Source organism: Peribacillus frigoritolerans (assembly GCF_030676415.1).
GTDB lineage: Bacteria > Bacillota > Bacilli > Bacillales > DSM-1321 > Peribacillus > Peribacillus frigoritolerans_A.
In genome coordinates this window covers 1-25064 of record NZ_JAUUTW010000053.1, presented here as the reverse complement: position 1 = coordinate 25064, position 25064 = coordinate 1, and the positions used below count along the sequence as shown (strand labels likewise).

Sequence of the window (25064 nt, the reverse complement as noted above, 5' to 3'; positions counted from 1 at the left end):
AAAGCCGAGGAGGCTCCCCGACCGCCCGCGGAAAGCGAGTGCCTGGAGTGGAAATCAACGTCCAAATTGTACAAGCCATAAAAATAGACAAACTCGATTTTCATCGAGTTTGTCTACAGTCTGAAAAACCCCTATTCGGGGTTTTTATTAATTCCATGCTTCAACCTTTGAAAATTGACATTCAAAGGATTTACAACTGTCTAAATGCAAACTCCCTATAGTTTTTAAAGTTTTGTTTCTTATAAAACTCTTTTGCAGCTATGTTTTCAAACCAATAATCCAGTTCAATTAAATCAATATCGTTCTTTTTAGCAATTTCATAGACCTCATTCATTAGTTTTTTACCGTAACCTTTTTCACGTTATGGTATAGATTAGAGGCTCATTTGGGAACAGTCAACAGGTGTATCTCATTCCATTTTTGTGTTTGTTTGACAACACATTAAGAAGCAGGAGAGTTGATAAAAAAGTATTAAATAGAAACTTAGAGGGTTAAACCTCTGTTTCAAAGAATGTTAACAAAGTTGATCGCTCTGTATCAAGTTGAAACTCTTCCGGCTTTTTACCTGGTGGAAAAAAGGGACGACTAAGTTGATCAAATAATATGACTCCTAGTACTGGAGTATTTAACTGAGCAAATTGACGGTGCATTGCCAATAAACAGGACACATGTTTTAAATAATTCTCATCTGGGCCTACATCACGCATACTCTCGCTATGAGATGGCAGTGATACACCTACGAAGTTTGTAAATTTATATCATTTTCAAATGGCAACTCTGAAATTAGCATAAAAAATAGCACCTCCAATTGTTAGATGGTGTCTAACAATTGGGGTGCAGTACATATGGGGAAGGTTTATTGGAGGGTATAACAAATCTAGTTCTATTCCTTGGCACTGAGGAAAGTGCCTTCATATTGCTATAGGTATTTTCAATTGGAAGATCCCCTTTTTACATGCCGATAACATCTGTTTATATTAACTAGTTTTGTATAGTGTAGGCACTAACCTTTTGAAGTGGGATACCTAAAAAATGTTGGGAAAGTGACCTATTCGCCGCAGACTGGGATTCCTAATCCTATTAAAGTTGATGCTAATAGAGATGAAATACGGATTCTAAGTGTAGCTACATCATCAATTTCAGTGACTAAAAAGAATTGATCATTAACTTCTAAGATACAAGTTGATTGCACACTTTCTACCCCCTTTATAAAAAGATATATTAGTATATGAAAGAGATATAAAAGTGTAATAGGTTAATAGTTTGATTCTAAGAGGAAATAGTATATTTGAAATTACTATGTTAATTGATATACACCTGTGAAAAAAGGCTTATTAGAGGTGAGAAAAAGTAGATAAAGAACAATTAGAGTATATTAAAGTAGGAGTTTTTGCAGGTATTCTATTAGTTTTGCATTGGAAAAAGGCATTTTTCTTAGCCAAATTGGATTCATAAGAAAGGCTTGATGCGAACATTGAACTACCCACCACTTATCGACCTTACTTTCTGATTGAAGTGGCGGATTCCTAAGAAGGAAAAAGGGGAACAAATCATATGGATGACTTGTTCTCCCCCTTTTTTAGAATAATCACTTATTGTATTCCAAAGCCTAGCATGAATTTGCTGCATATCTCCATCTTTATATTTTTCCAATGTTATAAAATGCACCTTCTGTAAAGGCCCATGGCTTAAATGCTCAGGTATCCTTCTTGGAGCGTTCCATACTGGACATAGGAGAATAGATCCTACTGAACAACGAATAGTGAGTATTTAGCTATTTTTGGATCCCATTTATATTATATATTCTATCGAGGTATATTTTAAAATAAACAATATCTTTACAGAGGTTCTTCTGGTAGTTTTCAAGCCTCCAATTCCTTTACACCATCAATCGTTAAAGGAATGGTTTTTTCAATGACAATACCGGAATTACTACCACGAAGGGTTAAGCAATCGTCATTAGCCACTATCTTTATTCCTGATAAAATGGGTATAGGTGTTTTTATGGAAACGGCATGGCTGACATCTGAAATCGCCTTATTGAAACATTCTTTGTTCATTATGAATTCCATGAAATAAGTTCACCCCAATAAATTCGAATAATTCGACAAAATTCCTAAAAATCCCTGATCAACCGTCTTATATGTTGCTATCAGGTTCGACAACTAAAGTGGCTTATTGTGTCACTTTCAGCCTAATATGAGCCTGAAAGGGTATATCCTGCAATGACAGAAAATATGAGACTCACTATAGGTGGTATTAGTTTAATATGAGTCCTTTAGATGGTAAGATTCTTGGGGGAAGTGATTGAAAATAGCAATCAATTTTTAGGGGGAGTTCATCTTGAATCCTTATTCATTTTTGGCAATAGCCATCCTAAGTGAAGTGTTTGGCAGTTCGATGTTAAAGGTATCAAACGGGTTTAAAAAGTTATTCCCTTCCATTGGTGTGGTAATTGGAATGGGTTTGGCTTTTTATTGCCTGTCGTTATCTCTAATGACCATCCCGCTAGGAACGGCTTATGCCATTTGGTCTGGAATAGGCACAGCTTTAACTGCTCTAGTGGGAGTTATCGTTTATAAAGAAAGCTTTAACCTGAAAAAATTTTCAGGTTTAGTCCTGATCATTGGAGGAGTGGTTGTTTTGAAACTCTCTAGTGGAGGCACTCATTAACAATTTAGTAATCGGGGGTAATAATATGAAAGGATACATAGCTTTAGGAATATCAATCATAAGCGAAGTATTTGGTACGACCATGCTTAAGCTGTCTGAAGGCTTCACTCATTTATTCGCTTCATTTGGGGTTATAATAGGATTTGGTATAGCATTTTATAGCTTATCTTTATGTCTTAAAACAATTCCGTTAAGCTTAGCATATGCCATTTGGGCAGGAATAGGCACAGCTTTAACTGCATTGATTGGCGTACTATTATGGAATGAGCCATTTAGTATCACTACATTAGGTGGATTAGTTTTAATCATTGGGGGAGTGGTTTTACTAAATGCTTCCCATACCCCTAAACAAGCGGAAGGAGAGTCAAACTAATGGTTTGACTCTCCTCCTCTCCCCGTTCATACAAAAATAAAAGATTCCAACTCGATGTCTATAAAAGAAACACTACCTTGAACTGCATTAGAAAAGGCCGCCAAGGCAGCCTTCTCTTTTTGAATGGAGCTGAACTTTCAAAATTCAGTCCTTCCATTGAATATAATTCCACAGTCATTTCCCTTGAAAATCTAATTGTTCTTTTCATTCTAGCCTGCCATCATATACTTAAGCCTTCACCAAGTCCTTCGCGCAAAGTCCGTGAACTTGAATTTATCGGGTCTATGCCTGGATTCGCTATACTGAAACAAACTTCCATCGATTAAATGGACCGTACTTTTCACAACTGCCACCATATTGAAGTCTTCAATGTCCAATAATTGTTTATCTTCTTCACTGCATGGCTCCACGGTAATTTCCTTGTTGGAAAAACCAATCTGGAGCCCGAGTTCCTTTTCGATATATCCATAAATCGAATCCTCACAAATTTCCTTTGTCAGGTTAGTTACGAACTCGCTTTTGAAATAGTCTTTGTCCAGGATGATTTTCTTCCCATTGATTTGCCGAACCCGGAATACTTTCCATACTTTACTACCATCAGTTGAGTCAAGAAGCTTGGTCAATTTTGAGTCGGGGGTCACAAGCTCCAGCTTATGGATGATCGTTTTGGAATGCAAATTCAACTTTTCCACCATTTCTTTATAGGAAATCAACCCTGCTACAGGAAAATTAAATTTACTGAAATCCAAGACAAAGGAACCCTTGCCTTTGATTTTATGGATATATCCATTTTGTTCAAGCAACTGTAAGGACTTTCTCACAGTATCCCTGGAAATGTCATACTCTTCCATGAAGCTGCTTTCGGAAGGAAGCTTTGAATTTGTCGGAAAGGTTCCTTCTTCAATTTTTGAAACGATATCACCATATAGCGATAGATATTTGCTGTTCATTTCATCACCACAATATATTTTTCTTAGTCTGCTACTCGTCCTTTTTCAACAAATAGACAACCGATTCATAGGGACGAAGGATAAAATCACCTGCAAGTTCTTTCGAATCGATATAGTTTGAGAGAAGGAGCTCTGAGTTGAATCCGGATAAGTCTATATCCTTTGGAATTTCGAAGGATGCTTCTTTTGCATAAAAGTTATTGATCACCAAAAGTTTCTCGTTTTCATAACTGCGTAGATAGGCGAACAATTGGTCATGGTCGCCAAGAATTTCCTGATAGTCCCCATATGCAATGATATCATGTTTCTTGCGTAAGAATATAAGTTTTTGGTAATGATGAAAAATGGAATCCTGATCCTTTAGTGCGTGTTCAGCGTTGATGATCTTAGCATTATCAGGCACTGAAATCCATGGCGTCCCTTTTGTAAAGCCTGCATGCTCCGTATTTTCCCACTGCATGGGAGTTCGTGAGTTATCACGGGATTTAGCTTGGAGGATTTCTATTATTTCCTTTTCATCCTTGCCTGTCTCTTTTAAAATATTATAATAATTAATCGACTCCACATCCCGATATTGTCCGATACCTTTGAATTTCGGGTTGGTCATCCCTATTTCCTCCCCTTGATAAATATAAGGGGTTCCCCTAAGCATATGAATAGCTGATGCCAGCATCTTGGCAGATTCCTTATGATACTCTTGATCATTACCAAACCTGGATACAATCCTAGGCTGGTCATGGTTGCACCAGAACAGGGCATTCCACCCATTTCCTTCTTGCATCCCATATTGCCAGCTGCTTAGGATTTCCTTTAACTGCCTGAAGTCAAAATCTGCAAGTGACCACTTTTCCCCATCCTTATAATCCACCTTTAGATGATGGAAGCTGAATACCATGGACAGTTCCTTTTCTACTGGAGATGAATATTTGATGCAATGGTCAATGGTCGTCGATGACATTTCCCCTACAGTCATCACCTCTTCATCCTTCCCGAAAGTTTCTACATTCATCTCTTTGAGGAATTGATGAATTTTGGGACCATCTGTATAAAAACATCGTCCATCTCCATCTTTGTCATTTTCATAGATGTCAGGTTTCGAAATAAGATTGATGACATCCAAACGGAATCCTTTGACACCTTTATCCATCCAGAAGTTTACTACATTGAAGATTTCCTGCCTTACTCTGGGATTTTCCCAGTTAAGGTCAGCTTGTGTCCGATCGAACAAATGGAGGTAGTATTCATCTTGTTCCGCTACATATTCCCATGCAGGGCCTCCGAATTTCGAAATCCAATTCGTAGGGGGCTCTCCATCTATCGATTTCTTGAAAATATAATAGTCCTTATATTCTTTCTCTCCAGCCAATGCTTTTTGGAACCATTCATGCTCTGTTGAAGTATGGTTGAATACCATATCCAGCATGATTTGGATATCCCGCGAATTAGCTTCCTTCACCAATCTTTCAAAATCATCCATCGTCCCAAAGACAGGATCAATGGATGTATAATCCGCTACATCATATCCATTATCATTTTGAGGTGAGCGATAAAAAGGGGTCAGCCAAATATAATCCACTCCCAGTTTACTCAAATAATCAAGTTTTTCTATCACACCATTTATGTCCCCGATGCCGTCACCGTTCGAGTCCTTAAATGACTTCGGATAAATTTGATAGATGGTACTTTTTTTAAAATCCTTCATTGTAATTCCTCCCCTGCTATCCCTGTTGTATCTTTTGCCAGTATGGTAAAAAAGAGGGAGAATGCTCTCCCTCCGCGTTATTAAGCATTTAATTTCGTTGTTTTCGTTCTTGTTTTCAAGTTCATATTAGGACGCTTGGAGAAGGCTATAGTCAAAATGAATGGTACAACGAAAGCAACCAGCATCGCGAGTGCAAACATTCCCATATACTGTGGCTGGATGGAAAGGATACCTGGGATCCCTCCAACACCGATGGAATTTGCCATTACTCCAGATCCGACTGAAACGATGCCTGCGAAAAGTGAACCGATCATACCCGCTAAGAACGGAAAGCCGTATTTCAGGTTAATTCCGAACATGGCTGGCTCGGTTACACCGAGATAACATGAAATCGTAGCGGGTATGGAAACCTGCCTTTCCTCCTGGTCTTTTCTGTTGATGTAAATCATTGCTAGTACTGCCGTACCTTGTGCAATATTGGATAATGCGATCATTGGCCATAGGTTCGTACCGCCAAGTTCACTCATAAGCTGAAGATCGATTGCATTTGTCATGTGATGCAGGCCTGTGATGACAAGCGGTGCATAGGCAAAGCCGAAAACGGCAGCAAATAGCCAGCCAACTGATGAAGTCAATCCGGAATATACAACCATAGAAATGACAGAACCGATTTTCCAGCCTATAGGCCCCAGAATGGTATGGGCAATGATTACAGTTGGAAGTAAAGCGAAAAATGGAACGACGATCATGGAAATGGAATTATGCACTTTATCTCTCAAGAACCGTTCTAAATATGCCAAGACGAACCCTGCAAGTATAGCTGGGATGACTTGGGCCTGATAGCCGATCATATCGACCTGGGCAAAACCGAAATCCCAAAAAGGTATGTCACTTGCCTTTGTGTTTGCCACTGCATATGCATTAAGAAGTTGTGGGGAAACCAGGGTCAAACCAAGGACGATGCCGAGAATTTGAGTCGTGCCCATTTTCTTCGAGATCGACCAAGTGATCCCAACAGGAAGAAAATGAAAAATAGCTTCACCTATCAGCCAAAGGAAGGCGTGTACCCCTGCCCAAAATTGTGAAATATCCACAAGGGTCTTTGTGCTATCATCGAACATTTTAATATCGCCGATGATATTGCGGAATCCCAGAATGAGACCGCCAACGACTATGGCAGGAATCAGCGGGGTGAAAATATCAGCTAGATGCGCAATCATTCGCTGCAGCCAGCTCATATTCTGTTTAGCTGCATTTTTCACATCTTCTTTTGACGCTTCCTGAAGTCCAGCTATGGAAACGAATTCATTATAAAACGATGATACTTCGTTCCCGATTATGACCTGGAACTGGCCGGCTTGTGTAAATGTTCCTTTCACAAGCTTAATCGATTCGATATTCGTTACATCCGCCTTGGAGGGATCTTTCAAAGCAAAACGCATTCTTGTCGCACAATGCGTAACCGTCGCAATATTTTCTTTCCCTCCGACATGTTGAAGCAAATCCGTTGCTGGCTCTGTGTATTTACCCATTTCACTACTTCCTTTCCCTAGAAAGCAAAATATAGTTGTTTTTATAACCTGTACGTATAGGTTCTGTATACGCTTTCATATTATCCTGTACGTACAGGTACTGTCAAGAACTTTTTTCCTACTATATGTTGATTGACAATATGATGTTTGATAACACGATTCATGTTATCCCGTAAAAGCCGCATCCATCAACAATTTCTTTAAGAAAGATGAGTGACAAAGGAATTCCTACCATAGATAACTAGCTAAAAAATTCCGTATTAGGGTATAATGATGATATAACCTCTCAATTAGCATTTTAATGGTTAGAATTTGACAGGAAAATGGGGGATGAACTAATGTCCGAAACTAATAAATTTCCACTTATAACAGGTAATCTTTCTCTGGATTTAGTGAACACGGAACTAGTCAGTCGTGGTCAACGGAAAGACTTATTACTTTCAGAACGGGATGTCCTGGACTGGCTTACTGTAATAAAAGGGAAAAACCCATATTGGGATAATCAGCTATCCTTAAAAATTAAAGAGAGAATTCAACAGGTTTTAGTAGACATTCTTGAAATGCGCACTATTTTAAGAAAACACTTTGAATTAATAGCAGATGGGAATCCGATTCCTGATGAGTTTATCGCTTATTTAGAAAAGAAAATTGAAATATCACCTTTCACTTATAAATTAATGGATCAAAAACTGGTTCCCATACCTGTTGGAGAAGCGGAAGATATCCTGGTATCTTATATTGCTTTTGACTCATTAACATTAATTGAAGAAAATAAGCTGTCATCACTAAAGCGATGCTCGAATGATGATTGCGTCCTGTTATTTATCGATGAAAGCGGAAGACGCAAGTGGTGTTCAATGAAAATATGCGGGAATAGAAAAAAGGTAGCCCGATTTCAACACCGGAAATCTGATGATCAATGAAGAGCCAACTAATAATAAAAGTTGGTTTTTTTTATTAATTTATAAACTAACCGTTAATAATGGTTTTGACAGGTTAGTTTGTTTCGTGTAAAGTCTAATTATATAAAAAGGAGGGGCAATAATGGACCGTATATCAGTAGCGAGGCATACAGAAAAACGTTTTTTTCAAATTCGTTATTTATCGAAGATGAAGGGAAAAGGAAGAAGCCCTTTAAAGATAAATGTAAAGGACGCAATAACGGGACTAATTGGGGGATTTTTAACTATATTCGCTTTAATTCTTTTAACAAAAATAACATCAGCAGTGTGGTTAATGGCTCCATTTGGTGCCAGCTGTGTACTGGCGTTCGGTCTGTGGAACGCACCGCTATCACAGCCACGGAATATTATTGGCGGCCATTTTGTTTCAACATTCGTAGGTTTAGCTTCTTATCATTTTTTTGGCGATGAGCCATGGGCAATCGGCTTGGCTGTCGGATTAGCAATTGCGGTGATGATGCTGACAAAAACGACGCACCCGCCAGCTGGGGCAGACCCGCTTGTAGTTATGCTTGGTCATTATAGCTGGAGTTATTTATTTACGCCTGTGTTAATTGGTTCCGTGATAATCGTTTTCCTTGCACTGTTAATTAATAATTTGCGCAGCAATCGGAGCTATCCAACTTTTTGGATTTGATGCAAATGGAAGTATAACCCTTTTGACGATAATCGATTTTAACGAAGAATATTCAAAATCGGAGAAAAATGAATACTCTTCACTTATGTCTAAATAACAAAAAAAGGAGCTAGGGTGCTCCTCTCAGACTGTATAAACTCGATAAAAATTGAGTTTGTATACAGTCTTTTTTGTTTAAAATAGAAGGATTAAAACCCTTTCGTTAACAACTGTTCTGTTCATTCGATATTCTAAATTAAACAATTAAGTTTCAGCGTTTAGGTTTACTTGCGTTTCTGCAACTTCCACTCCGTTTACAAGGAGTGATATCCGATGGATTCCCGTGTAATGACGACGTGTCGTCAGGTCTTTCCAATTGTGAATCCTCACTCTTTCAACTCTTTCAACTCCTTCACTACCTGAGAAATCCTTATCTGCCAGAAGGAATATTTTACGAGAAGTTTTCTGATTCGCTTTTACAAAATCGATGGCGTACTCAATGCGAAGCTTCACTGGATTCTTGTCTTGAACTCGAAAGCCGAAATGAAGTTCACTGGTTTCCCCAATATAAATCGAGTCTGGTTCATTTCTTATAAATGCATTTGTAATGATATTCGGATTATTCAATACATCCGTGTATCCAAATAATGAAAGGACTTCTGGATCCGCTTGGCGAACTAGGGTCCTGCATCCCCGTCGGATAATCCAAATCGTGTTGGGGTCTCCGCTTTCATACCAGCGCTTGGCAGTTTCTATTACGGTTTTGGGATGATCTTTGGCAATATCATTCAAGTTATTGGCCACACTTTTGCGAACATATAGGGATGAATCGTTTTTCAGCTTCTCAAGTAATTCCAACACTGGTGCCGGATCGGATTTGAACATCGGTAAAGATTGCCCCCAAGGTAACCTGGGCCTGCATCCCTCACTTGCCAGCCTGCGGACATGCTCATCCTCATTTTTGGTCCAGTTCTTCATTTTTTCGATCATTTGAGCGGGATCAAGCAAGATAAAAGCACGAACTGCAAATTCGGAGGATGACTTTGAAGTAAACCGCTCCAAGGCATCAAGAGATAACTGCCAATCTTTCTTATTCAATCCATGTACCTCTACAAAATCCGGGAAAAATAAATATCTAAAACCTTCACAATCCTTATCAAGTCGATACAAAATATCCAAAGCATTTTGATAATCACTAGGAAGATGCTTTCCAAGAGTAATGGAAATATGTCTAATTCGTTCTTTTAACTTTCTATCGTCCCAATGCTCATCCATAACTTCCCCAATAAACGATTCAGTAGAAAAAGACGGATGGACGCCTTTTACTTTTTCACTGAATTCACGAATGAAAGGTTCATTATATAAATCCTTTAAAGGTTCAGCCATTAATTTCACTTCTTTTCTTCAGGTTATACTTGCTTATATTAGCCATTCTTTATCTTCTATGTACTGATCGTAAAAACAATGATAAAGCAACTAGCTTTTGCAACGCAAGTCACATGCTTTGTTGATTATGGAATATAGATCACTAAGCTGCTTGATTTCGTAGGTTGGCTCTATTCCCGTTTCATTCTGCTTCTGTTCAGGATTAAACCAGCAGGTATCCATGCCGGCAAATTGGCCGCCTCTTATGTCTGCACTTAATGAGTCCCCGATTATCAATCCTTGTTCCGGTTTAAAATCAGGAATACGGGCAAATACGTAATCGAAGAACCCTTTCATAGGCTTTTGATATCCAATATCCTCTGAAATGAAAACTTGTTTAAAATAAGCACGCAAGCCTGAATCCCGCAAGCGTTTATCCTGGGTCCCGGAGACCCCATTTGACACAATATATAAATCATGATGCAGCTCTAAATTCGCTACCAATTCATGTGCCCCATTAACCTTCTGGTGCCCCTGTTCCAAGTAACTCCGATATGTTTTCTCCAGTTCAACCCCGTCCACCGCCCGGCCATATTCTTTAAAAAAAGTTAAAAATCGCGTATTGATTACCTCATTCCGCGATATTTCCCCCTTTTCAAATGACTTCACAGGATTTGGTTGATTGTTTTATAATGCGCCTCCGCTTGCGGTGTATACAGCATTTGTTGCTCCTTGAGAAGTAAGCGCAGTGCATCACTTTCAGCCTTCCTAAAATCTAAAAGTGTATCATCTATATCAAAAAATAAAGCTTTGTATCTGTTCATGTGTATCGCTCCATTCAATGTTTCCATCCTACTTTGAATAACTCGTGACCATACCATAGTCTTGCTAGGTCATTTCATGATGCTGTTTTCCTTTTCCCTCCTATTTTGAATATGATCATCCCAGCAATGATAATCAGGATACTCGCCAACTGCTTGAATGTTAAGGGAACCTTCTCCAGCCCCAACAAACCTGTAGAATCCCAAGCTAGAGCAAATACAAGCTGTGCCGCCATCACGATTGAAATGGAGAAGGTAGGTCCCAGCAGCTTAACTCCCTGTGTCACACAAATGACCACGCCTATGCCAACCAATCCGCTGAACCAATACCAAGGCTTCATATTATGCAGTTGAAAAAGCTCCATTCCCTCAAATGCGAACCCGCTTAAAAACGAGGCAAGAAAGCCCAACCCTAATACAAGTGTAGTCGTTGACCATGGATTGACATGTTCATTTACTTTACTATTGAAAACGTTTTGTAAACTGACCATTGAACCCGCGAGGATTGCCCAACTTAATCCAAGTAACATCATAACGCCTCCTTCAAATCATATAAACTATCTACTCATAGATATTATGACTGGACAGTGCCTTTAACCCTTCCCAGTCTTTAACTTGGATGAACCCCTCGGACCGATCAATCAAACCGTTCCTACAAAGCTGCAGGATGACTCGATTCAGGTGCCTGTAACTAGTACCAATAAAGTTTGCAGTATCCTTCAAGCTCTCTGTATTCAACCTTCCAGTAATTTGGTCACTTGTTTCATCGAAAGAAACAGATAGGAGGTAACTTGCAAGCCTTACTTCAACTGGATGCATTAAATTAAAACTAAGTGACTTGGATTTAACATAAAACTTCTGGGTGATGACTCTTAGTAAAAATTGCAGGAAGGCCGGTTGACCTTCGGCATACTTTTTTAGCCATTGATGATGGATGCCGATTACATAGACATCCGATACCGCTTCAACAGTATTAATGATATCGATTCCCTGTATATATTCAATATCTCCAATTACTTCAAGAGGGGTCTTAAATGACAGAATCAGATTCTTGCCTTCATCTGATGTCGTATACACTTTAACTTTTCCCTTAACCAGCACGTACAAATAATTCATTCGATCGCCTTGAGAGCAAATGCACTCACCAGGCTTAACCTGGTAGAGAGATAAATAGGACATCAAAGCTCCATTAAAAATGCTTTCCAACTGATGGGCCTCCAAATAGTGATTGAGTTTTTCCGAATCCATTATTTCTTTCATCTGATTAAGTTTCACTTCCTGCCTATTAGTTATATCCTTACAATTATACGGCTAATAAAATGATTCCTGCCATCATCAAGACAAGTCCAATGAACTGTGGTAGTTGCATCTTCTGTTTCGTTACCCCAAACCACCCCTTGCTATCTATGATAAAGCTAAGACTTAGCTGAGCCAGCAATAGAGCTGATACCGAAAACGTGACCCCGATCTGTTTATAAGCCGAAATATTACTGAAAATAATCACCGCAGCAAAGGTTCCACCTGACAAATACAACGGTTTAACTTTTTTTAATTCAAGAGAATCCCCTTTACACATCATAATTAAAATCAACCCGGCGATGATGAAACCAGTGAACTGTGTGATTGTTGCGACTTGCCACGTGCTAAGGTCCCGGCTGATCTGGGAATTGGCTACACCTTGCAACGTTAGGAAGGCTCCTCCAAAAAACGAAAAGAAAATCCCTTTCACTGTGTCACCCCCCTTCTTTCCATTATTAAATAACAGATAAAAGATTCCGGAAAGGACATATGTCCCACTGTTTTGACTCCAGGCTTCATAGTTGGATAAGAAAGGAACCATTAAAGCAACGTTAGTGTAGTAGAATCAACCTCAAAGGCAAAGAAACAATTAACGAATCCCGCCAGCAAAAGAAAAGAATGTAGTTTGTAGCCTTTAATAATCAAAAAATCGACAGCTTCTTCCTTTCCTCGTAAGAATAAAATCTTTCCATTTTCACAGTATGCACTAAAATCTTTCATTAGTAAGTTTACAGCAAGGGGTAATGAGATGGGTCTGATTGAGAAGACTCCCCTCAGTCATTTCAGCAGATTGATTGGGCCGTTACTTAAATAATTCCCAATGATATTTTACACAAAAAGAAGGGACCCCCTCATGGAAGTCCCCTTTGATATAGGCAAGATGTTACAGTTCATTACGGAATATCATGTCCCATCGAGCTGGTTAAAATTTTAAACCATTGTTCTTTTTTCATGCTTAAGTTTAGTGAATCAATGGCGCTGTCCAGTCGTTCTTTCTTTCCGGATCCTACGATCGGAATGATTTTTGCAGGATGTCTCAACAGCCATGCATACATCACTTCATCTATTCCATTAGCACCGATTTCTTCTTTTACGATTTCTAACGTTTTTCTTAAGCGGGCGGCCTTTTCATTCGATTCCTCAAAGATACTTCCTCCTGCAAGCGGTGACCATGCCATCGGCGCCACTCCCATTTCCTGACATAAATTCATGGTTCCGTCTTCGAAGTTTTCAAGATTATATGCAGAAAGCTCCAGTTGATTCGTCACAAGAGGATATTCAAGATAAGATTGAAGCATATCCCATTGCGGTTTTTTGAAGTTCGATACTCCAAAGTTACGGACCTTTCCTGATTCTTTTAATTGATTAAACGCCTCAGCCGTTTCCGCAGGGTCCATCAGGGGATCCGGACGATGGATAAGTAATAAATCAATATAATCCGTTTTAAGATTCATAAGAGATTGATCAACAGACTTTATTATATGGGACTTACTAGTGTCATAATGGTGACTTTTATGGGAAGGTCGGTTTTCTGATTGAAGAACTATGCCACATTTCGTAACGATCTCCATTTTATCGCGTAAAGATGGCTTTAATGAAAGTGCGCTCCCAAAAATCTCCTCACACGTATAACTTCCATATATATCGGCGTGATCATATGTAGTGACGCCCCGATCCATTCCATGTTCAATAAGAGATAGGATTTCCTCGGTAGAAAATCTCCAATCTGCCAATCTCCACATTCCGTGTACAATTCGTGAAAGACTAAGATCTTCAGTTAGATTGACTCTTTGCATGTTTTTCTCCCCTTTTATATCTTGTTTGGGCCTAAGTTGTTTGGTACGTCTTACCCATGTTCTTCTTTCTATCATGACTATCCTTCGTTAATCTGTGTCAGTATCAATTGCTATTGCCATGAACCTTAGTATAATTTAAAATTTCGGAGAATCCTAATCTTGAGTGACCCTTTTATGCCCTATTTCTTTAGCTTAAGTTCATAAACCTGAGCTAAAGAAAATGTATCGCCGCCTTGTCATTTGACCCGATAGGTCCATAAGAAAAAGGCTGCCGTAGCAACCTCCTAAACAGTCCCCTATCCAGCATGTTATCTCCTTTTTGTTTTCTCGTGTAATTCCACGATTTCTATCGCTAAATCTTTTGTTGTCATGGAAGTCTTGAGCACGAAGGTAAAGTGCTTGTTTGCCTACATTTTTTTAGGCTTTTACAATTTAAACGTTGATTGACTCCATGCACTTTCTTTCCGCGGGCGGTCCGGGAGCCTCCTCGGCTTGCGCCTGCGGGGTCTCCCCTATACCCGCTTTCCCCGCAGGAGTCTCGTACCTTCCTTTGTTTTAACATTTGGATAGAACTCCTATAGCCTATAGTCTTTTTGTATTAAAATAGAAGGATTAAACTTGAGGTATGAGGATGCTTTCTAAACATGATTCTATTCACCGAAATCAACATGAATGGATCACATTCATGATTCTATGAAGTCCCACTGCGGATTCCAAACGACTTCCCAAAGGTGTCCATCAGGGTCTTGAAAGTGTGCAGAGTATCCTCCCCAGAAAGTGTCATGTGCCTGATCGGTAATGATCGCGCCAGCTTTTTTTGCTTTTTCCAACACGATATTCACTTCTTCCTTACTGCCTACATTGTGACCAAGGGTAAATTCAGTAGGACTTGTCGGGGACAAAGGAACCTTGGCCTCGTGCGCTATATCTTTTCGACCCCATATGGCAAGCTTTAGGCCTTCTTGCAGGTCGAAAAAGGCAACGGCACCATGCTCAAATTCTTTGCCCACGATACCCTCTGTTTGAAACCCCAGCCCATCCCGATAAAATTCCAGCGACTTTTCCAAATCATCCACACCTAATGTAATGACAGTAATACGCGGTTTCATGATTGACCCCCTTCTTACTTACTTTCTTCTTCTATCATTCATTCCCAATTCCCTGAAACTGATTTAATAATAAATTGAGAGTAACTCTTTAAAAGACTACAATTGGAACTAACGCTTTTAGTTCAAACCGGATCAAAAAGAAAAACGGTTTTTTTGTCTATCCAAACTGAATTCCTGTATAGTAGAATGATTAACTGATCAAGCTCGATTATCAGGATTTATTCATTCACTTTACTTAAATTGTAATGAAACTGAAAGGAAAAGCGATTACCAATGATTTCATTTATCCTCACCTTGAAACGTTTCTTAAAAGGTCCGCTTTTAAATTAAAGATCTTCCAAGTTCTTTTCGTATTGGTCCTGGTTATGTTATTTTCCGGCACAATTTTCTATGTTAAGCAGGAAGGTTTAACTGTGATTGAATCCCTTTACTTCTGTGTTGTCACTCTTAGCACGGTTGGGCACCCCAGTTTCGAACCACAGACAACATTCGGAAAAGTGTTTACAATGATTTACATTGTAGGCGGCACCGGGCTATATGGGTCTGATAGGATACCTAGCTTATGCCATCATAAAGAAACCGGAAAACGGGAGCAACAGCGGCAAAATCTGAGTGTATGGGAATGCCTTATTATATATGGCATTCCTTTTTGATTGGTATAAATATTCCCATTCAAAAAAGACCAAGTGAAGGTTCTATTACTGAAGTTTGAGCATGGACTTTAATTCCTCTATATATTGGTTTTCTTCAGTTGTTTTGATTACAAGTTATCCGTGGCAGGATATGGAGAACTGATTCTAATCGTAATTTCCCCCTTTCCCCCATAGAGTGCCATCGATAGTTATTGCCAATTTTAACATTTTCCATCTTTTTTTTCATAAATTACCACTAATTCATTTTAATGATAATTCTATTTTAAGAGTAAAAATAACTTTTTTACCTAATTTAAACCGAACTTTTTCCATTAAAAGGCCCCTCTCGATCGAGAGGGCCTTTTAATGGATTGCACTTAATCTTCAAGCTCCTTTTTCTTGTTCAAGAGTTGAAGGTATTCCCTATCCAATGCCTCTTTTTCCTCTTGCTTCATAACACTGGACAGTTTCCCAAGTGTCTCGATGATTTGCACTTCAATCATAAGAAGTTCAGCCTGTTTATCTTGATGACCATCCTTTCTAGTAGCCGATTTTGTTGATTCCTGATTGATAGCAATTACTCTCGGAGGTTCATCTTCAAATGAAAGTGAATGTGTTGCAAGCGATTGGATCAATGAACGATCATGAGTCACAAAAACGATGGTTCCTGGATATGCTTTTAACACTTCGGTTAAAGCCTCTTTAGTATGAATATCCAGATAATTTGTAGGTTCATCCAAAACGAGTACATTATAATTTCCCAAAAAAACTTTTGCTAGGGAAGCCCTGACTCTTTCCCCACCGCTTAAAAGTAATACTTGCTTGTGAACGTCACTTCCTTTAAAAGCTAATCGTGATAATAGCGTACGAATAAAGGCTTGATTGTAGGGACTGTCATCCATAATATTTTCAAGAACCGTTTTATTTTCATTCAAATTTTCTTGATGTTGGGCAAAAAATCCAATCTTGGCTGGTTTTGCGACATATAAATCTGGGTGCCTTTCCACTATCTTTTTCAATAATGTCGTTTTTCCTGAACCATTTTGTCCATTGATGGCGAGTCTGCAAGCTAGGGGGACATCTCCAAAAATATGTTGTTTCAGCATCCTTGATCCTACTTTCAGGGAAGAGCCATTAAATCGAATGACCCTTTTGCTATGCAAAGATGGAAATTCTGAAATATCAAAGATGATAGGGGGATCTTCCCTCGGTTTTTCTTTTTTCGCTAATTTTTCGATTCTAGTTTCAATCGCTTCAGCTGAACGGTTCAATTTCGCCTTTTGTTTCCCGGCGCTGCGTTTATGCAGCCTTGCTTCAGAATTACCCATTCGTTTAGGGGCTTTCCTAATCGAATCAGATTTGGCTTGGAGGTTTTGTGCAGCCTGTTTCAACCGGTTCTTTTCGCGGGTATACTCTTCATATTGCTTTTTTTCCTTTTCTGTTTTTGCTTGCTTTTGTTTAATATACGCTTCGTAATTCCCTTCATATACACTTACCTTGCCTTGCTCAACTTCCCATATTGTTGTACATAGATGATTTAAGAATGCTTTATCATGTGAAGTAAGCAAAATAGCGCCATTAAAAGACTTTAAATCCTTTTCCAATTGTTCAATTCCGGATATATCTAAATGGCTGGTAGGTTCATCCGCAATCAATACATCCGCATTGGAAGACAGTGCTGCGGCGATTTTTCTTCGAGTAAGCTCTCCGCCGCTTAATTTTTCTTGATTTTCATTGGGCAGTTTCCATATGCTTGTTAATTCCCCGCTTATTTTTTGTTCAGTTTCTTCTATTTGCGGGATATAGCTGACTGTTCCATAGCTCTCTATATGACCGGAATCGGGTTCCCTAAACCCCGCTAGTATAGAAAGAAGGGTCGTTTTACCTTCTCCATTCCTACCAACCAAACCAACACGGTCATGACTGTAAAGATGAAGTGAATCAACAGAAATAACTTCACGGTTCCCGTAAGTTTTCTTTAAATCATTCGCTTTTAGAAATAACATGAAAAATCCCCCTCTATTTTTCTAGAGAGAGATCGCCTGTTACTAAATTATATACATAAACCAAATATACCTCATCTGATTTGAAAACAGAAAAAGTAGTTGTATATGAATTAGTACCTATAAACGAACAGACGAATCCCATCTCTAAACATAATCATTAAAAATCTCACATGGGTATCAAAAAGATTCTTGTTCAAATGAAAAAGTGAATTCACTTTACTCACCAATATATCCGGTAAGCAAACATAGTGAAGCGTATTTTCATTGAATACCCATTGAAATAGATTTAGATTTACTGTTTATTTGATAAGATTACTGCTTCATTGTATGAGGTACCTTTTCCTTCCAATGTAATGAATTAATGATTGCATATTATACTTATGTTTGTAAAGCCTATTTATTCCCTTTTTTATTAATGCTCATAAAAAAGAGAAATTAATTGGGCTCAACATGGACATGAACATCATACACTCCATGATCTTTCATCATCACTTTCTCTACATGGGTCGCTATATCATGTGCTTCTTTAATATCCAAGGTAGAATTGACAAGGATCACAACATCAATCACTTCATTATTCCCGTAATTTCTCCCTTTAATTTCTTTTATTCCCTTGACTCCATCCACATTTGTAATTACATCCTTATATAGATGAATTTTATTTTCATCAAATCCGTCAGAAAGTTCATGCGAGGCTTGAATGAATATATCCCAGGCTGTTTTGCATATTAATAATCCAACAATGACGGCAGTAAGGGAATCCAGCCAAGGCATATTTAATTGGGAACCGAAAATCCCAATAGCTGTTCCGATACTTACCCAAGCATCGGAAATATTATCTTTTGAAGCTGCCATAACGGCCTTACTGTTAATTTTTATAGCAAGCTTTTTATTATATCGGTATACAAAATACATGGCTATTGCTGATAAAACACCTACATACCCCGCAATAATGTCAGGTGATTCCTTTCCACCTTTAAGCATGGAAGCAACTGCATCTATTAAAACTTGTACACCAACAGCAAACATGATAAATGAAGCTACCATCGAAGCGATCGTTTCACTTTTCCAATGACCATAACCATGATCTTTATCGGGGGGTCTTTGAGCTAGCCTTAAACCGATCAGTACGGCAATGGACGCGATAATATCAGTCGTGTTGTTCAAACCATCCGCTTTCAAGGCAGCTGAGTCGCTTATGTATCCAATAGCAAGCTTCATGATTGATAGACAAATATAAGCAATTATACTAATGATTGCACCACGTTCGCCTAATTTGAGGTCATTATATTTTTGATCTTCCATTCAACTTCCCCCCACAATTAAGTACCTGAATATAATATCAACTTAAAAATGGGTGGGTCTATAGCAACCTTTTTGTATCGCTTTATATAAGTAAGTGATATATAACTATGTTGCATAAGGCAAACTATCTGAAAAGAATAATAATATTGATGAACCATTGACAAAATCCCCGGATGACATCCCCACAAAATAACGTATCAAGTGAGATTTATACCGTTTTTTCGATTGTAAAACAAAATAAAGTTCCGCTTTCATTTGATAGCAAATCATATTTTATATCCAGTGTCTTAGCAATATCCTCAATTATTTTTAAGCCAAGCCCCTTACTTGTACTATCGATATCAAAACCAATCCCATTATCCTTGATACTGACCACATTATTTTCAATGGTTATCACAAGTTTATCAGCCCTCGAATGATTCAACACATTTTGGAAAACGTTATCAAATAACCTTTGAAGCCACAGGTCATTACTTATCCATTCCAACTCTCCATTTAATGGATGATATATTAATTCAATCCCCTGCATGTTGTACAAATAGCCCCATTTCCTAACCATCGTTTCTAATAAATCGTGCATATTCACTTCATCATTTAAGATATAAGAATTATCTAGCGCATCTATGGATTGAATATTATATTCATTTGTCAATTCGGAAATATAATTTATTTGTTGATATAGTGATTGTAATAGTGGAGCTTGATCTGTATATTGACCTTCTAAATAAAATAATTGTAATCTTACTGCTGTTAAAGGTGTATTGATGTCATGCCTTAATTTATTTAAGAGTTCCTTTTTCATTTCCCCTTGTTGTTTTAGTTCCAATTCACGATAGGTCGTTCTTTCAATTAGTAAGTTCACCGATTCAGTAAATTTCCCGATTTCATCATTGCTTTTAACCACTAATTTATTCGGAATCTCCTCATCACTAGCTAAATTCCTGATGGTTTCATTCAATATATTTATTTTATTTAATAGCGAGTTAATAGATTTGGAAAATAAGAAGGCTAACAATAGTAATGATAAAATAAATACTCCCAGCATTGTAGGATACGCAAAAGATTCATGAAAAGGAATGTCATCATTTTTGGTTTTAAAGGCCATATCATAAATCAATGACATAAGGATACTGATTAACAGTAATAAAAATGGAACACTAATAACGGCGATAAATAACAATAGCTGGTATTTTTTCTTTAATTTCATTTCTTTATATAGGTATTCAATCTATACCCTTCTCCATATATATTTTGGATGATCTCACCGGTGTTATCATTGATTTTTGTTCTAACTTTTTTGATATGTACATTAATGATATTTTGATTCCTATCTTCGAGCTGCCATAAATATTCAAAGAAATGTTCTTTCGTTAAAATCCGATTCCTATTTTCATATAAATAGAAAAATATTTTACGCTCTATCGCAGTAAAAACCACTTCATTATGCAAGTCATTATTGAATACCTTTTTATGTTCAGCATCAATATATAAATGTTTAATTTGCGTGAAAGTACCATATTGATTATCCAGCAATTTCTGCATTCTTAATAATAGCTCCCTAGGATCAAAAGGCTTAGTCATATAATCCTCACCAATTGTCAAACCTTGGAGTTTACTATCCATATCATTTCTGGCGGATAGAAAAATAACAGGAATATTTAATCCTAGGCTTTTTACTTTATTTGTTATTTGATAACCATCATCTCCAGGCAGCATAACATCCATAATGACTAAATCCATCTCATGGATTACATCTATAATATCTTTTCCTTCTTTCATCCAACATACATTGTACTCTTCGCGTTGCAAAATTTTTTTCAATAAATCACCAATCATCAAATCATCTTCAACAATTAAAATATTATATCTTTTCATCACAGGGCCTTTCTTCATTCATTTGATAAATTCCATTGCAAGATCATAAATCTCATCAGGCGCGTATAAATAAATGCTGTGCGTCCCTTTCAGTATTATTACATCCGTTTTTAATAGTTTCTCTGCAAACTCCTCATAATCTTCATTCTTTTGTTTTGTATATTTTGAATTTTTATTTTCATCGGCAATCGCATCCAAAAATAAAATGGGTGTTTCTTTTGGAATCGGCAAGTTAACGGACTTTTTACCATTATTGTAACTCTGTAAAAGCTCTTGCTCCATATCATCATTAAAAAACTGTTTATATGATAGTGCTTTATACATTTCTTTTTCATGGTCAGTTAAAAATGATTGCCGGATCACTTCGGGATTATAAACAACAGAAGGAACAAGACGATGCAAACCCAATTTCGTTAAAATATTCACTCCTCTTACTGTCAATGAATCAACCATTCCCATTTTATGAGTTACATATTGGTGCGGTAAACCAATATCCAAAGCAATAATTCCCTTTACTTCACTTGGGTATTTTTGTGCCCAGTAAATAGCTTCAATTCCTGATACTGAGTGTGGAACCAAAATATATGGAGGTTTATTTCCACTTTCAATTAACGATTTCCTGCTTTGTTCCAATATTGTATCAATATCCCTATCATCATGAAAAACATCACTGTATCCATATCCAGCTCTTTCAATGACTGCAATACTATTTTCTTTTGCAAACTTACTATATAATCCTTTCAATTCATAAACAGGAGCAGCAATCCCGGAACCGGACATAAAAACGTAGGTATCCTCCCCGCTTCCTTCCGTATATACATTAATTTCTTTGCTATTAAATTCAACGGAAGTTCCTACACTAATTAATGATGATTCCTTGCCCTTTTGATAATTATGGTAAATAATAACAGCTATTGCTACAAATATGATAATCGCAAAGAAGGTAAAAAATATATTCTTTGATACTTTCAACATTTTTTTCATATAGAAAACCCCTTTCAAGTTATACTGAAAGGATATATGTTAAAAATAAATTTCTAATTAATTTTCTTTTATATTTACACTTTTCACTTAAGAAAAATTCTACCGACAATGACCAGTGAAATCACATTAGAAAAAGGCTGCGCCAGCGCAGCCCTAACTATTGAAGGAAAGCCCTCTACCATATTCCTAAGTATAAATAATATTATATGTGGGTTTAATCACTCCGTTTGAATATTGTTTCATTTCAACTAAATCTAATTTTAGACTTGGCTTAACGCTGCCGAAAAGAGGGATGCCTTCACCGATTATGACTGGATTCACTTTCAGCACCAATTGATCAATGAGTTTATGTTTCAATAACGTTCCAGCCAGTTCTCCGCCCCCGCAAAGCCATAGCTTTCCGTCACCTTGCTGCTTAAGGTTTTTTATAAACGCCACGGCGTTTCCTTTGATAAGTTCTACCTCTTCATTCGATTCAAACTGAAGGGAGCTCGAGAATATATAATGTTTCAAACCCTTATAACCTGGTTCACCCGGTTTAGCTCCGAATTGAAATCCAAATTCATATGTTTTACTTCCCATCAACACCGCTTCATATTGCTGGATATCGGATAAAAAGTCTGGGACATGATCTCCTTCAAATAAGAAAAAAGAATGATTGATATTCCCATCCAACATTGCTTGGTCGGCAATGAAATTGTCCAGTGAAACGGCTACATGATATACCAATTCTGCCACTTAGTCATCCCTCCAAAAGTGATTACACATTTTAAACTGACGTAAATTCATTAGCCTCATATGAACGATGTCCCATAGTCTAAAAGATATCAGATAACCATATCCATTATTCTTTTGATATGGTCTTCATTTGTTTCGACGCCCACTTGAGTACATAGGTATTTATTTAGTCTAATGAATTCTGGGATCATACGTCTCAACGTTTTAATAATTTCATAAGAATTGCGGCCACAATCCCAACTTTCCAACAGGGATAATTGCTTTCCATCTAATTTACTTCTATTGCCCTCGATTTTTGTCCATACTCCATAGGGCACATCTACATGTTCTTCCATTTCCATATACCACCCAGACACAATCAGCCACCGTATCCTATCAAGATTGGATAATGCATATAACATTTCTCTTCTCATAACGGCTCTGTAGGTTTCATGGACAAAAGCAAGCAGCTTCCCTCTCCAATGCTCGACTTCATCCGGTGAAGGTTTATAAACTAGCTTTGCTGATTCCTTAATAACATGACTCATAATATTAAAAGGATCATAAATGACTTCAACCTCTTTTAACCAGATGGACGGTACAATTTCCTCAGGTGCGTGATACCAGCTATCCACTTTCACAAAGGTATTATAATGAGTGACGACATACGGTGAAGAAGGATTGTAGTCTTCGTGAAATGTAACATTTCCCCAGTTATTGGCTCTATTCCTTTTCCCCTTTAAAAATTCTGCTTTCCGCTCTGAAATAACAATGGTGTGCAAATCTATATCAGAATAGTTATCATCGTTTCCTTTTGCTAATGAACCGGCTAAGTAAATGGCCAAAACATCAGGATCTGCTGAGAAATCTTTTAATTCATTTTCAAAAGAATATCGCGTTGTTTCGGTAAAAATGCATCTCTTTCTATATGTTTGCTAACAAATCCCTCACACAAAACCATCTCCTTTTTTTATAAAACCGTCAAAGTAATATATATTCGTGAATCAGGAATAAAATCCCTTCCGTAGAACTGCCGTGTCAGTGATATATACTGCTTCATACCTCCTTGTTTTCTTGGCTGATCATTAAGGTCCCGCTTTCCCTGGCATCTATCCATGTTCTCGCCCATGTGGTATTATTTTGAATATTAAGTTAAAAGGAGGCATCATTTCATGTTTCTTGCAAATACTCCCGAACCACCCTATTACGCTTGTATTTTCACTTCTCAAAGAAGCGATAAGGACACCGCAAGCTACAATTTAACCGCGGAATTGATGGATGAACTTGCCGCTCAACAAGATGGCTATTTAGGAGTCGAAAGCGTAAGAGATCAAAACGGGTTTGGAATTACCGTATCCTATTGGAAGTCCCTGGATGCCATAAAGCTTTGGAAAGAAAATGCTGCTCACAAAAAGGCACAAGAAAAAGGTATGAAAGATTGGTACTCGTCATACACTACCCGAATTTGTAAGGTTGAAAGAGATTATACGAGCAAATAAGGAAACTAATATTTCATGTACATACATGGTTTTTTATGCATTTTCAGCTACAGAAAAAGACCGCTTTTACTTTTTTGAGGGTTTGTAAATTTGAACATTGATTTCCATTCCAGGCACTCGCTTTCCGCGGGCGGTCCGGGAGCCTCCTCGGCGCTCTTTGCGCCTGTGGGGTCTCCCTTGGACGCGCTTTTCCCGCAGGAGTCTCGTACCTTCCATTCCAATCAACTGGAATGGCATTTGGGAAGCTAATGAACAATTATACATTAGGAACAATCCTTTGTACGTCAATTCCGTTATCCATCAGTATTCTTATTATCCTCTTTCAACAGCATGTAACTGGTCTTGGTTTAGGCACGATGTTGTTTATGTTTGGAATTGGATTTTTAATTGATCATTATAATCGCTGGATTGTGATTCATAAAGTTCCAAAACAAAATATGCACTCAGCATAATAAAGTATGTGCAGGCTAACTAGATATTGTAAGAGTGCGGATATAAAAACCAGAATGTTATGTCAATGAAAAAAAGGTTGGGTACTCGAAGCGTACCCAACCTTTTTCTAGGTGATTCTTGTTGAATTAACCTGCCCCGTTAATTCATTAAGAAAAGCGATTCTTATTAAAGAATCGCGCCCGATTGTTGAAGGTTGATAGTGAATAAATGGTTATTATCCACCATTAGACTATCTTTCCCCTCAAAAAAAGAGTACCCAATTTTTGAAACTCATTTATCAAGGTGCTTCATACCATACGATATCATCAAACATTTTTACAACCCGCGGTATGAAGCCTTCTTCATAATCTTCCGGGTATTGAACTATCGCATAGTAAACGCGGTCGCCATGTTGA

Annotated in this window: 26 protein-coding genes and 2 pseudogenes; 7 read left to right on the top strand and 21 right to left on the bottom strand. The window is 37.8% G+C overall.

Going from position 1 to position 25064, the window contains the following annotated elements; translation table 11 throughout:
- The coding region (locus Q8G36_RS27275; RefSeq protein WP_305162914.1) for a hypothetical protein at positions 1-221 on the top strand (221 nt) is incomplete at its 5' end.
- Here Q8G36_RS27275 and Q8G36_RS27270 read toward each other — a convergent pair.
- From Q8G36_RS27270 to Q8G36_RS27260, 4 genes and pseudogenes are all read right to left on the bottom strand, one after another.
- Positions 191-349: pseudogene (locus Q8G36_RS27270) on the bottom strand (GNAT family N-acetyltransferase); the annotation flags it as partial. The gene Q8G36_RS27275 and the pseudogene Q8G36_RS27270 overlap by 31 nt on opposite strands.
- Before the next feature lie 142 nt (positions 350-491).
- The gene (locus Q8G36_RS29475; protein ID WP_423806874.1) at positions 492-707 is read right to left on the bottom strand and encodes a DUF3732 domain-containing protein; all 216 of its coding nucleotides are present in this window, start codon (positions 705-707) and stop codon (positions 492-494) included.
- A 341-nt stretch (positions 708-1048) separates the two neighbouring features.
- Positions 1049-1192: a DUF3956 family protein gene (locus Q8G36_RS27265; protein ID WP_305162913.1), complete on the bottom strand. Its 144-nt coding sequence runs from the start codon at positions 1190-1192 to the stop codon at positions 1049-1051.
- Positions 1193-1862: 670 nt separating this feature from the next.
- The gene (locus tag Q8G36_RS27260; RefSeq protein ID WP_305162912.1) at positions 1863-2072 is read right to left on the bottom strand and encodes a hypothetical protein; all 210 of its coding nucleotides are present in this window, start codon (positions 2070-2072) and stop codon (positions 1863-1865) included.
- 271 nt (positions 2073-2343) lie between these two features.
- On the opposite strand from Q8G36_RS27260, the gene Q8G36_RS27255 reads away from it, so the two are divergent.
- Positions 2344-2673, top strand: coding sequence for a DMT family transporter (locus Q8G36_RS27255; RefSeq protein ID WP_305162911.1), 330 nt, complete (start codon positions 2344-2346; stop codon positions 2671-2673).
- A 25-nt stretch (positions 2674-2698) separates the two neighbouring features.
- Positions 2699-3046 carry a DMT family transporter gene (locus tag Q8G36_RS27250; RefSeq protein ID WP_305162910.1) on the top strand — a complete coding sequence of 116 codons (348 nt, stop codon included), beginning with the start codon at positions 2699-2701 and terminating at the stop codon, positions 3044-3046.
- Positions 3047-3282: 236 nt separating this feature from the next.
- Here the strand turns inward: Q8G36_RS27250 and treR are convergent, their stop codons facing one another.
- From treR to treP, 3 genes are all read right to left on the bottom strand, one after another.
- Complete coding sequence (gene treR / locus Q8G36_RS27245; RefSeq protein ID WP_305162909.1) at positions 3283-3996, bottom strand: trehalose operon repressor; 714 nt, start codon at positions 3994-3996, stop codon at positions 3283-3285.
- A gap of 31 nt (positions 3997-4027) precedes the next feature.
- On the bottom strand, positions 4028-5698 hold the full coding sequence (gene treC, locus Q8G36_RS27240) for an alpha,alpha-phosphotrehalase (protein ID WP_305162908.1): 1671 nt from the start codon (positions 5696-5698) through the stop codon (positions 4028-4030).
- A gap of 80 nt (positions 5699-5778) precedes the next feature.
- Positions 5779-7230 (bottom strand): PTS system trehalose-specific EIIBC component, encoded by a 1452-nt coding sequence (gene treP, locus Q8G36_RS27235; protein ID WP_305162907.1) that lies wholly within the window; start codon positions 7228-7230, stop codon positions 5779-5781.
- A gap of 338 nt (positions 7231-7568) precedes the next feature.
- On the opposite strand from treP, the gene Q8G36_RS27230 reads away from it, so the two are divergent.
- Both Q8G36_RS27230 and Q8G36_RS27225 read left to right on the top strand, forming a co-directional pair.
- Positions 7569-8153: a CGNR zinc finger domain-containing protein gene (locus Q8G36_RS27230; protein ID WP_305162906.1), complete on the top strand. Its 585-nt coding sequence runs from the start codon at positions 7569-7571 to the stop codon at positions 8151-8153.
- A gap of 121 nt (positions 8154-8274) precedes the next feature.
- Positions 8275-8829: an HPP family protein gene (locus Q8G36_RS27225; RefSeq protein WP_305162905.1), complete on the top strand. Its 555-nt coding sequence runs from the start codon at positions 8275-8277 to the stop codon at positions 8827-8829.
- Positions 8830-9072: 243 nt separating this feature from the next.
- On the opposite strand, the gene Q8G36_RS27220 is transcribed toward Q8G36_RS27225, so the two are convergent.
- The 7 genes and pseudogenes from Q8G36_RS27220 to Q8G36_RS27190 form a co-directional block, all read right to left on the bottom strand.
- Entirely contained in the window at positions 9073-10194 is a 1122-nt protein-coding gene (locus tag Q8G36_RS27220) for a DNA alkylation repair protein (RefSeq protein WP_305162904.1), read from the bottom strand.
- Positions 10195-10284: 90 nt separating this feature from the next.
- A pseudogene (locus Q8G36_RS27215) lies at positions 10285-10997 on the bottom strand (YjjG family noncanonical pyrimidine nucleotidase).
- 74 nt (positions 10998-11071) lie between these two features.
- Positions 11072-11524 carry a DMT family transporter gene (locus Q8G36_RS27210; protein WP_305162903.1) on the bottom strand — a complete coding sequence of 151 codons (453 nt, stop codon included), beginning with the start codon at positions 11522-11524 and terminating at the stop codon, positions 11072-11074.
- Positions 11525-11555: 31 nt separating this feature from the next.
- Entirely contained in the window at positions 11556-12254 is a 699-nt protein-coding gene (locus tag Q8G36_RS27205) for a Crp/Fnr family transcriptional regulator (protein WP_305162902.1), read from the bottom strand.
- Between the two features lie 43 nt (positions 12255-12297).
- Positions 12298-12723, bottom strand: a complete 426-nt coding sequence (locus Q8G36_RS27200) for a DMT family transporter (protein ID WP_305162901.1) — start codon at positions 12721-12723, stop codon at positions 12298-12300.
- A gap of 463 nt (positions 12724-13186) precedes the next feature.
- Positions 13187-14089 carry an aldo/keto reductase gene (locus tag Q8G36_RS27195; protein WP_305162900.1) on the bottom strand — a complete coding sequence of 301 codons (903 nt, stop codon included), beginning with the start codon at positions 14087-14089 and terminating at the stop codon, positions 13187-13189.
- A 683-nt stretch (positions 14090-14772) separates the two neighbouring features.
- Positions 14773-15198 carry a VOC family protein gene (locus tag Q8G36_RS27190; RefSeq protein WP_305162899.1) on the bottom strand — a complete coding sequence of 142 codons (426 nt, stop codon included), beginning with the start codon at positions 15196-15198 and terminating at the stop codon, positions 14773-14775.
- A gap of 245 nt (positions 15199-15443) precedes the next feature.
- On the opposite strand from Q8G36_RS27190, the gene Q8G36_RS27185 reads away from it, so the two are divergent.
- Positions 15444-15851 carry a potassium channel family protein gene (locus Q8G36_RS27185; RefSeq protein WP_370694135.1) on the top strand — a complete coding sequence of 136 codons (408 nt, stop codon included), beginning with the start codon at positions 15444-15446 and terminating at the stop codon, positions 15849-15851.
- A 356-nt stretch (positions 15852-16207) separates the two neighbouring features.
- Here Q8G36_RS27185 and abc-f read toward each other — a convergent pair whose 3' ends face one another.
- From abc-f to Q8G36_RS27150, 7 genes are all read right to left on the bottom strand, one after another.
- A complete protein-coding gene (gene abc-f, locus Q8G36_RS27180) occupies positions 16208-17836 on the bottom strand; it encodes a ribosomal protection-like ABC-F family protein (RefSeq protein WP_305162898.1) in 1629 nt (542 codons plus the stop codon).
- Positions 17837-18271: 435 nt separating this feature from the next.
- Entirely contained in the window at positions 18272-19141 is an 870-nt protein-coding gene (locus tag Q8G36_RS27175) for a cation diffusion facilitator family transporter (protein WP_305162897.1), read from the bottom strand.
- Between the two features lie 208 nt (positions 19142-19349).
- A complete protein-coding gene (locus Q8G36_RS27170) occupies positions 19350-20348 on the bottom strand; it encodes a sensor histidine kinase (protein WP_305162896.1) in 999 nt (332 codons plus the stop codon).
- Positions 20345-21016 carry a response regulator transcription factor gene (locus Q8G36_RS27165; protein ID WP_305162895.1) on the bottom strand — a complete coding sequence of 224 codons (672 nt, stop codon included), beginning with the start codon at positions 21014-21016 and terminating at the stop codon, positions 20345-20347. Before Q8G36_RS27165 ends, Q8G36_RS27170 begins: the two co-directional genes overlap by 4 nt.
- A gap of 18 nt (positions 21017-21034) precedes the next feature.
- Positions 21035-22000, bottom strand: coding sequence for an alpha/beta fold hydrolase (locus Q8G36_RS27160; protein ID WP_305162894.1), 966 nt, complete (start codon positions 21998-22000; stop codon positions 21035-21037).
- A 186-nt stretch (positions 22001-22186) separates the two neighbouring features.
- Positions 22187-22738 (bottom strand): dihydrofolate reductase family protein, encoded by a 552-nt coding sequence (locus Q8G36_RS27155; protein WP_305162893.1) that lies wholly within the window; start codon positions 22736-22738, stop codon positions 22187-22189.
- A gap of 89 nt (positions 22739-22827) precedes the next feature.
- On the bottom strand, positions 22828-23562 hold the full coding sequence (locus Q8G36_RS27150; RefSeq protein WP_305162892.1) for an aminoglycoside 6-adenylyltransferase: 735 nt from the start codon (positions 23560-23562) through the stop codon (positions 22828-22830).
- A gap of 327 nt (positions 23563-23889) precedes the next feature.
- Here Q8G36_RS27150 and Q8G36_RS27145 point away from each other — a divergent pair, with 327 nt between their 5' ends.
- Positions 23890-24216, top strand: coding sequence for an antibiotic biosynthesis monooxygenase family protein (locus Q8G36_RS27145; RefSeq protein ID WP_305162891.1), 327 nt, complete (start codon positions 23890-23892; stop codon positions 24214-24216).
- Positions 24217-25064: the final 848 nt, after the last annotated feature.

Bases quoted from the DNA above. Each gene is read 5' to 3' on its own strand.
- Q8G36_RS29475 (WP_423806874.1), bottom strand. From the start codon at position 707: ATGCGTGATGTAGGCCCAGATGAGAATTATTTAAAACATGTGTCCTGT.
- treR (WP_305162909.1), bottom strand. From the start codon at position 3,996: ATGAACAGCAAATATCTATCGCTATATGGTGATATCGTTTCAAAAATT.
- Q8G36_RS27230 (WP_305162906.1), top strand. From the start codon at position 7,569: ATGTCCGAAACTAATAAATTTCCACTTATAACAGGTAATCTTTCTCTG.
- Q8G36_RS27190 (WP_305162899.1), bottom strand. From the start codon at position 15,198: ATGAAACCGCGTATTACTGTCATTACATTAGGTGTGGATGATTTGGAA.
- Q8G36_RS27250 (WP_305162910.1), top strand. From the start codon at position 2,699: ATGAAAGGATACATAGCTTTAGGAATATCAATCATAAGCGAAGTATTT.
- Q8G36_RS27175 (WP_305162897.1), bottom strand. From the start codon at position 19,141: ATGGAAGATCAAAAATATAATGACCTCAAATTAGGCGAACGTGGTGCA.
- Q8G36_RS27210 (WP_305162903.1), bottom strand. From the start codon at position 11,524: ATGTTACTTGGATTAAGTTGGGCAATCCTCGCGGGTTCAATGGTCAGT.
- Q8G36_RS27205 (WP_305162902.1), bottom strand. From the start codon at position 12,254: ATGAAAGAAATAATGGATTCGGAAAAACTCAATCACTATTTGGAGGCC.
- Q8G36_RS27165 (WP_305162895.1), bottom strand. From the start codon at position 21,016: ATGAAAAGATATAATATTTTAATTGTTGAAGATGATTTGATGATTGGT.
- abc-f (WP_305162898.1), bottom strand. From the start codon at position 17,836: ATGTTATTTCTAAAAGCGAATGATTTAAAGAAAACTTACGGGAACCGT.
- treP (WP_305162907.1), bottom strand. From the start codon at position 7,230: ATGGGTAAATACACAGAGCCAGCAACGGATTTGCTTCAACATGTCGGA.
- Q8G36_RS27170 (WP_305162896.1), bottom strand. From the start codon at position 20,348: ATGAAATTAAAGAAAAAATACCAGCTATTGTTATTTATCGCCGTTATT.
- Q8G36_RS27185 (WP_370694135.1), top strand. From the start codon at position 15,444: ATGAAACTGAAAGGAAAAGCGATTACCAATGATTTCATTTATCCTCAC.
- Q8G36_RS27225 (WP_305162905.1), top strand. From the start codon at position 8,275: ATGGACCGTATATCAGTAGCGAGGCATACAGAAAAACGTTTTTTTCAA.
- Q8G36_RS27145 (WP_305162891.1), top strand. From the start codon at position 23,890: ATGTTTCTTGCAAATACTCCCGAACCACCCTATTACGCTTGTATTTTC.
- Q8G36_RS27195 (WP_305162900.1), bottom strand. From the start codon at position 14,089: ATGCAAAGAGTCAATCTAACTGAAGATCTTAGTCTTTCACGAATTGTA.
- Q8G36_RS27160 (WP_305162894.1), bottom strand. From the start codon at position 22,000: ATGAAAAAAATGTTGAAAGTATCAAAGAATATATTTTTTACCTTCTTT.
- Q8G36_RS27260 (WP_305162912.1), bottom strand. From the start codon at position 2,072: ATGGAATTCATAATGAACAAAGAATGTTTCAATAAGGCGATTTCAGAT.
- treC (WP_305162908.1), bottom strand. From the start codon at position 5,698: ATGAAGGATTTTAAAAAAAGTACCATCTATCAAATTTATCCGAAGTCA.
- Q8G36_RS27220 (WP_305162904.1), bottom strand. From the start codon at position 10,194: ATGGCTGAACCTTTAAAGGATTTATATAATGAACCTTTCATTCGTGAA.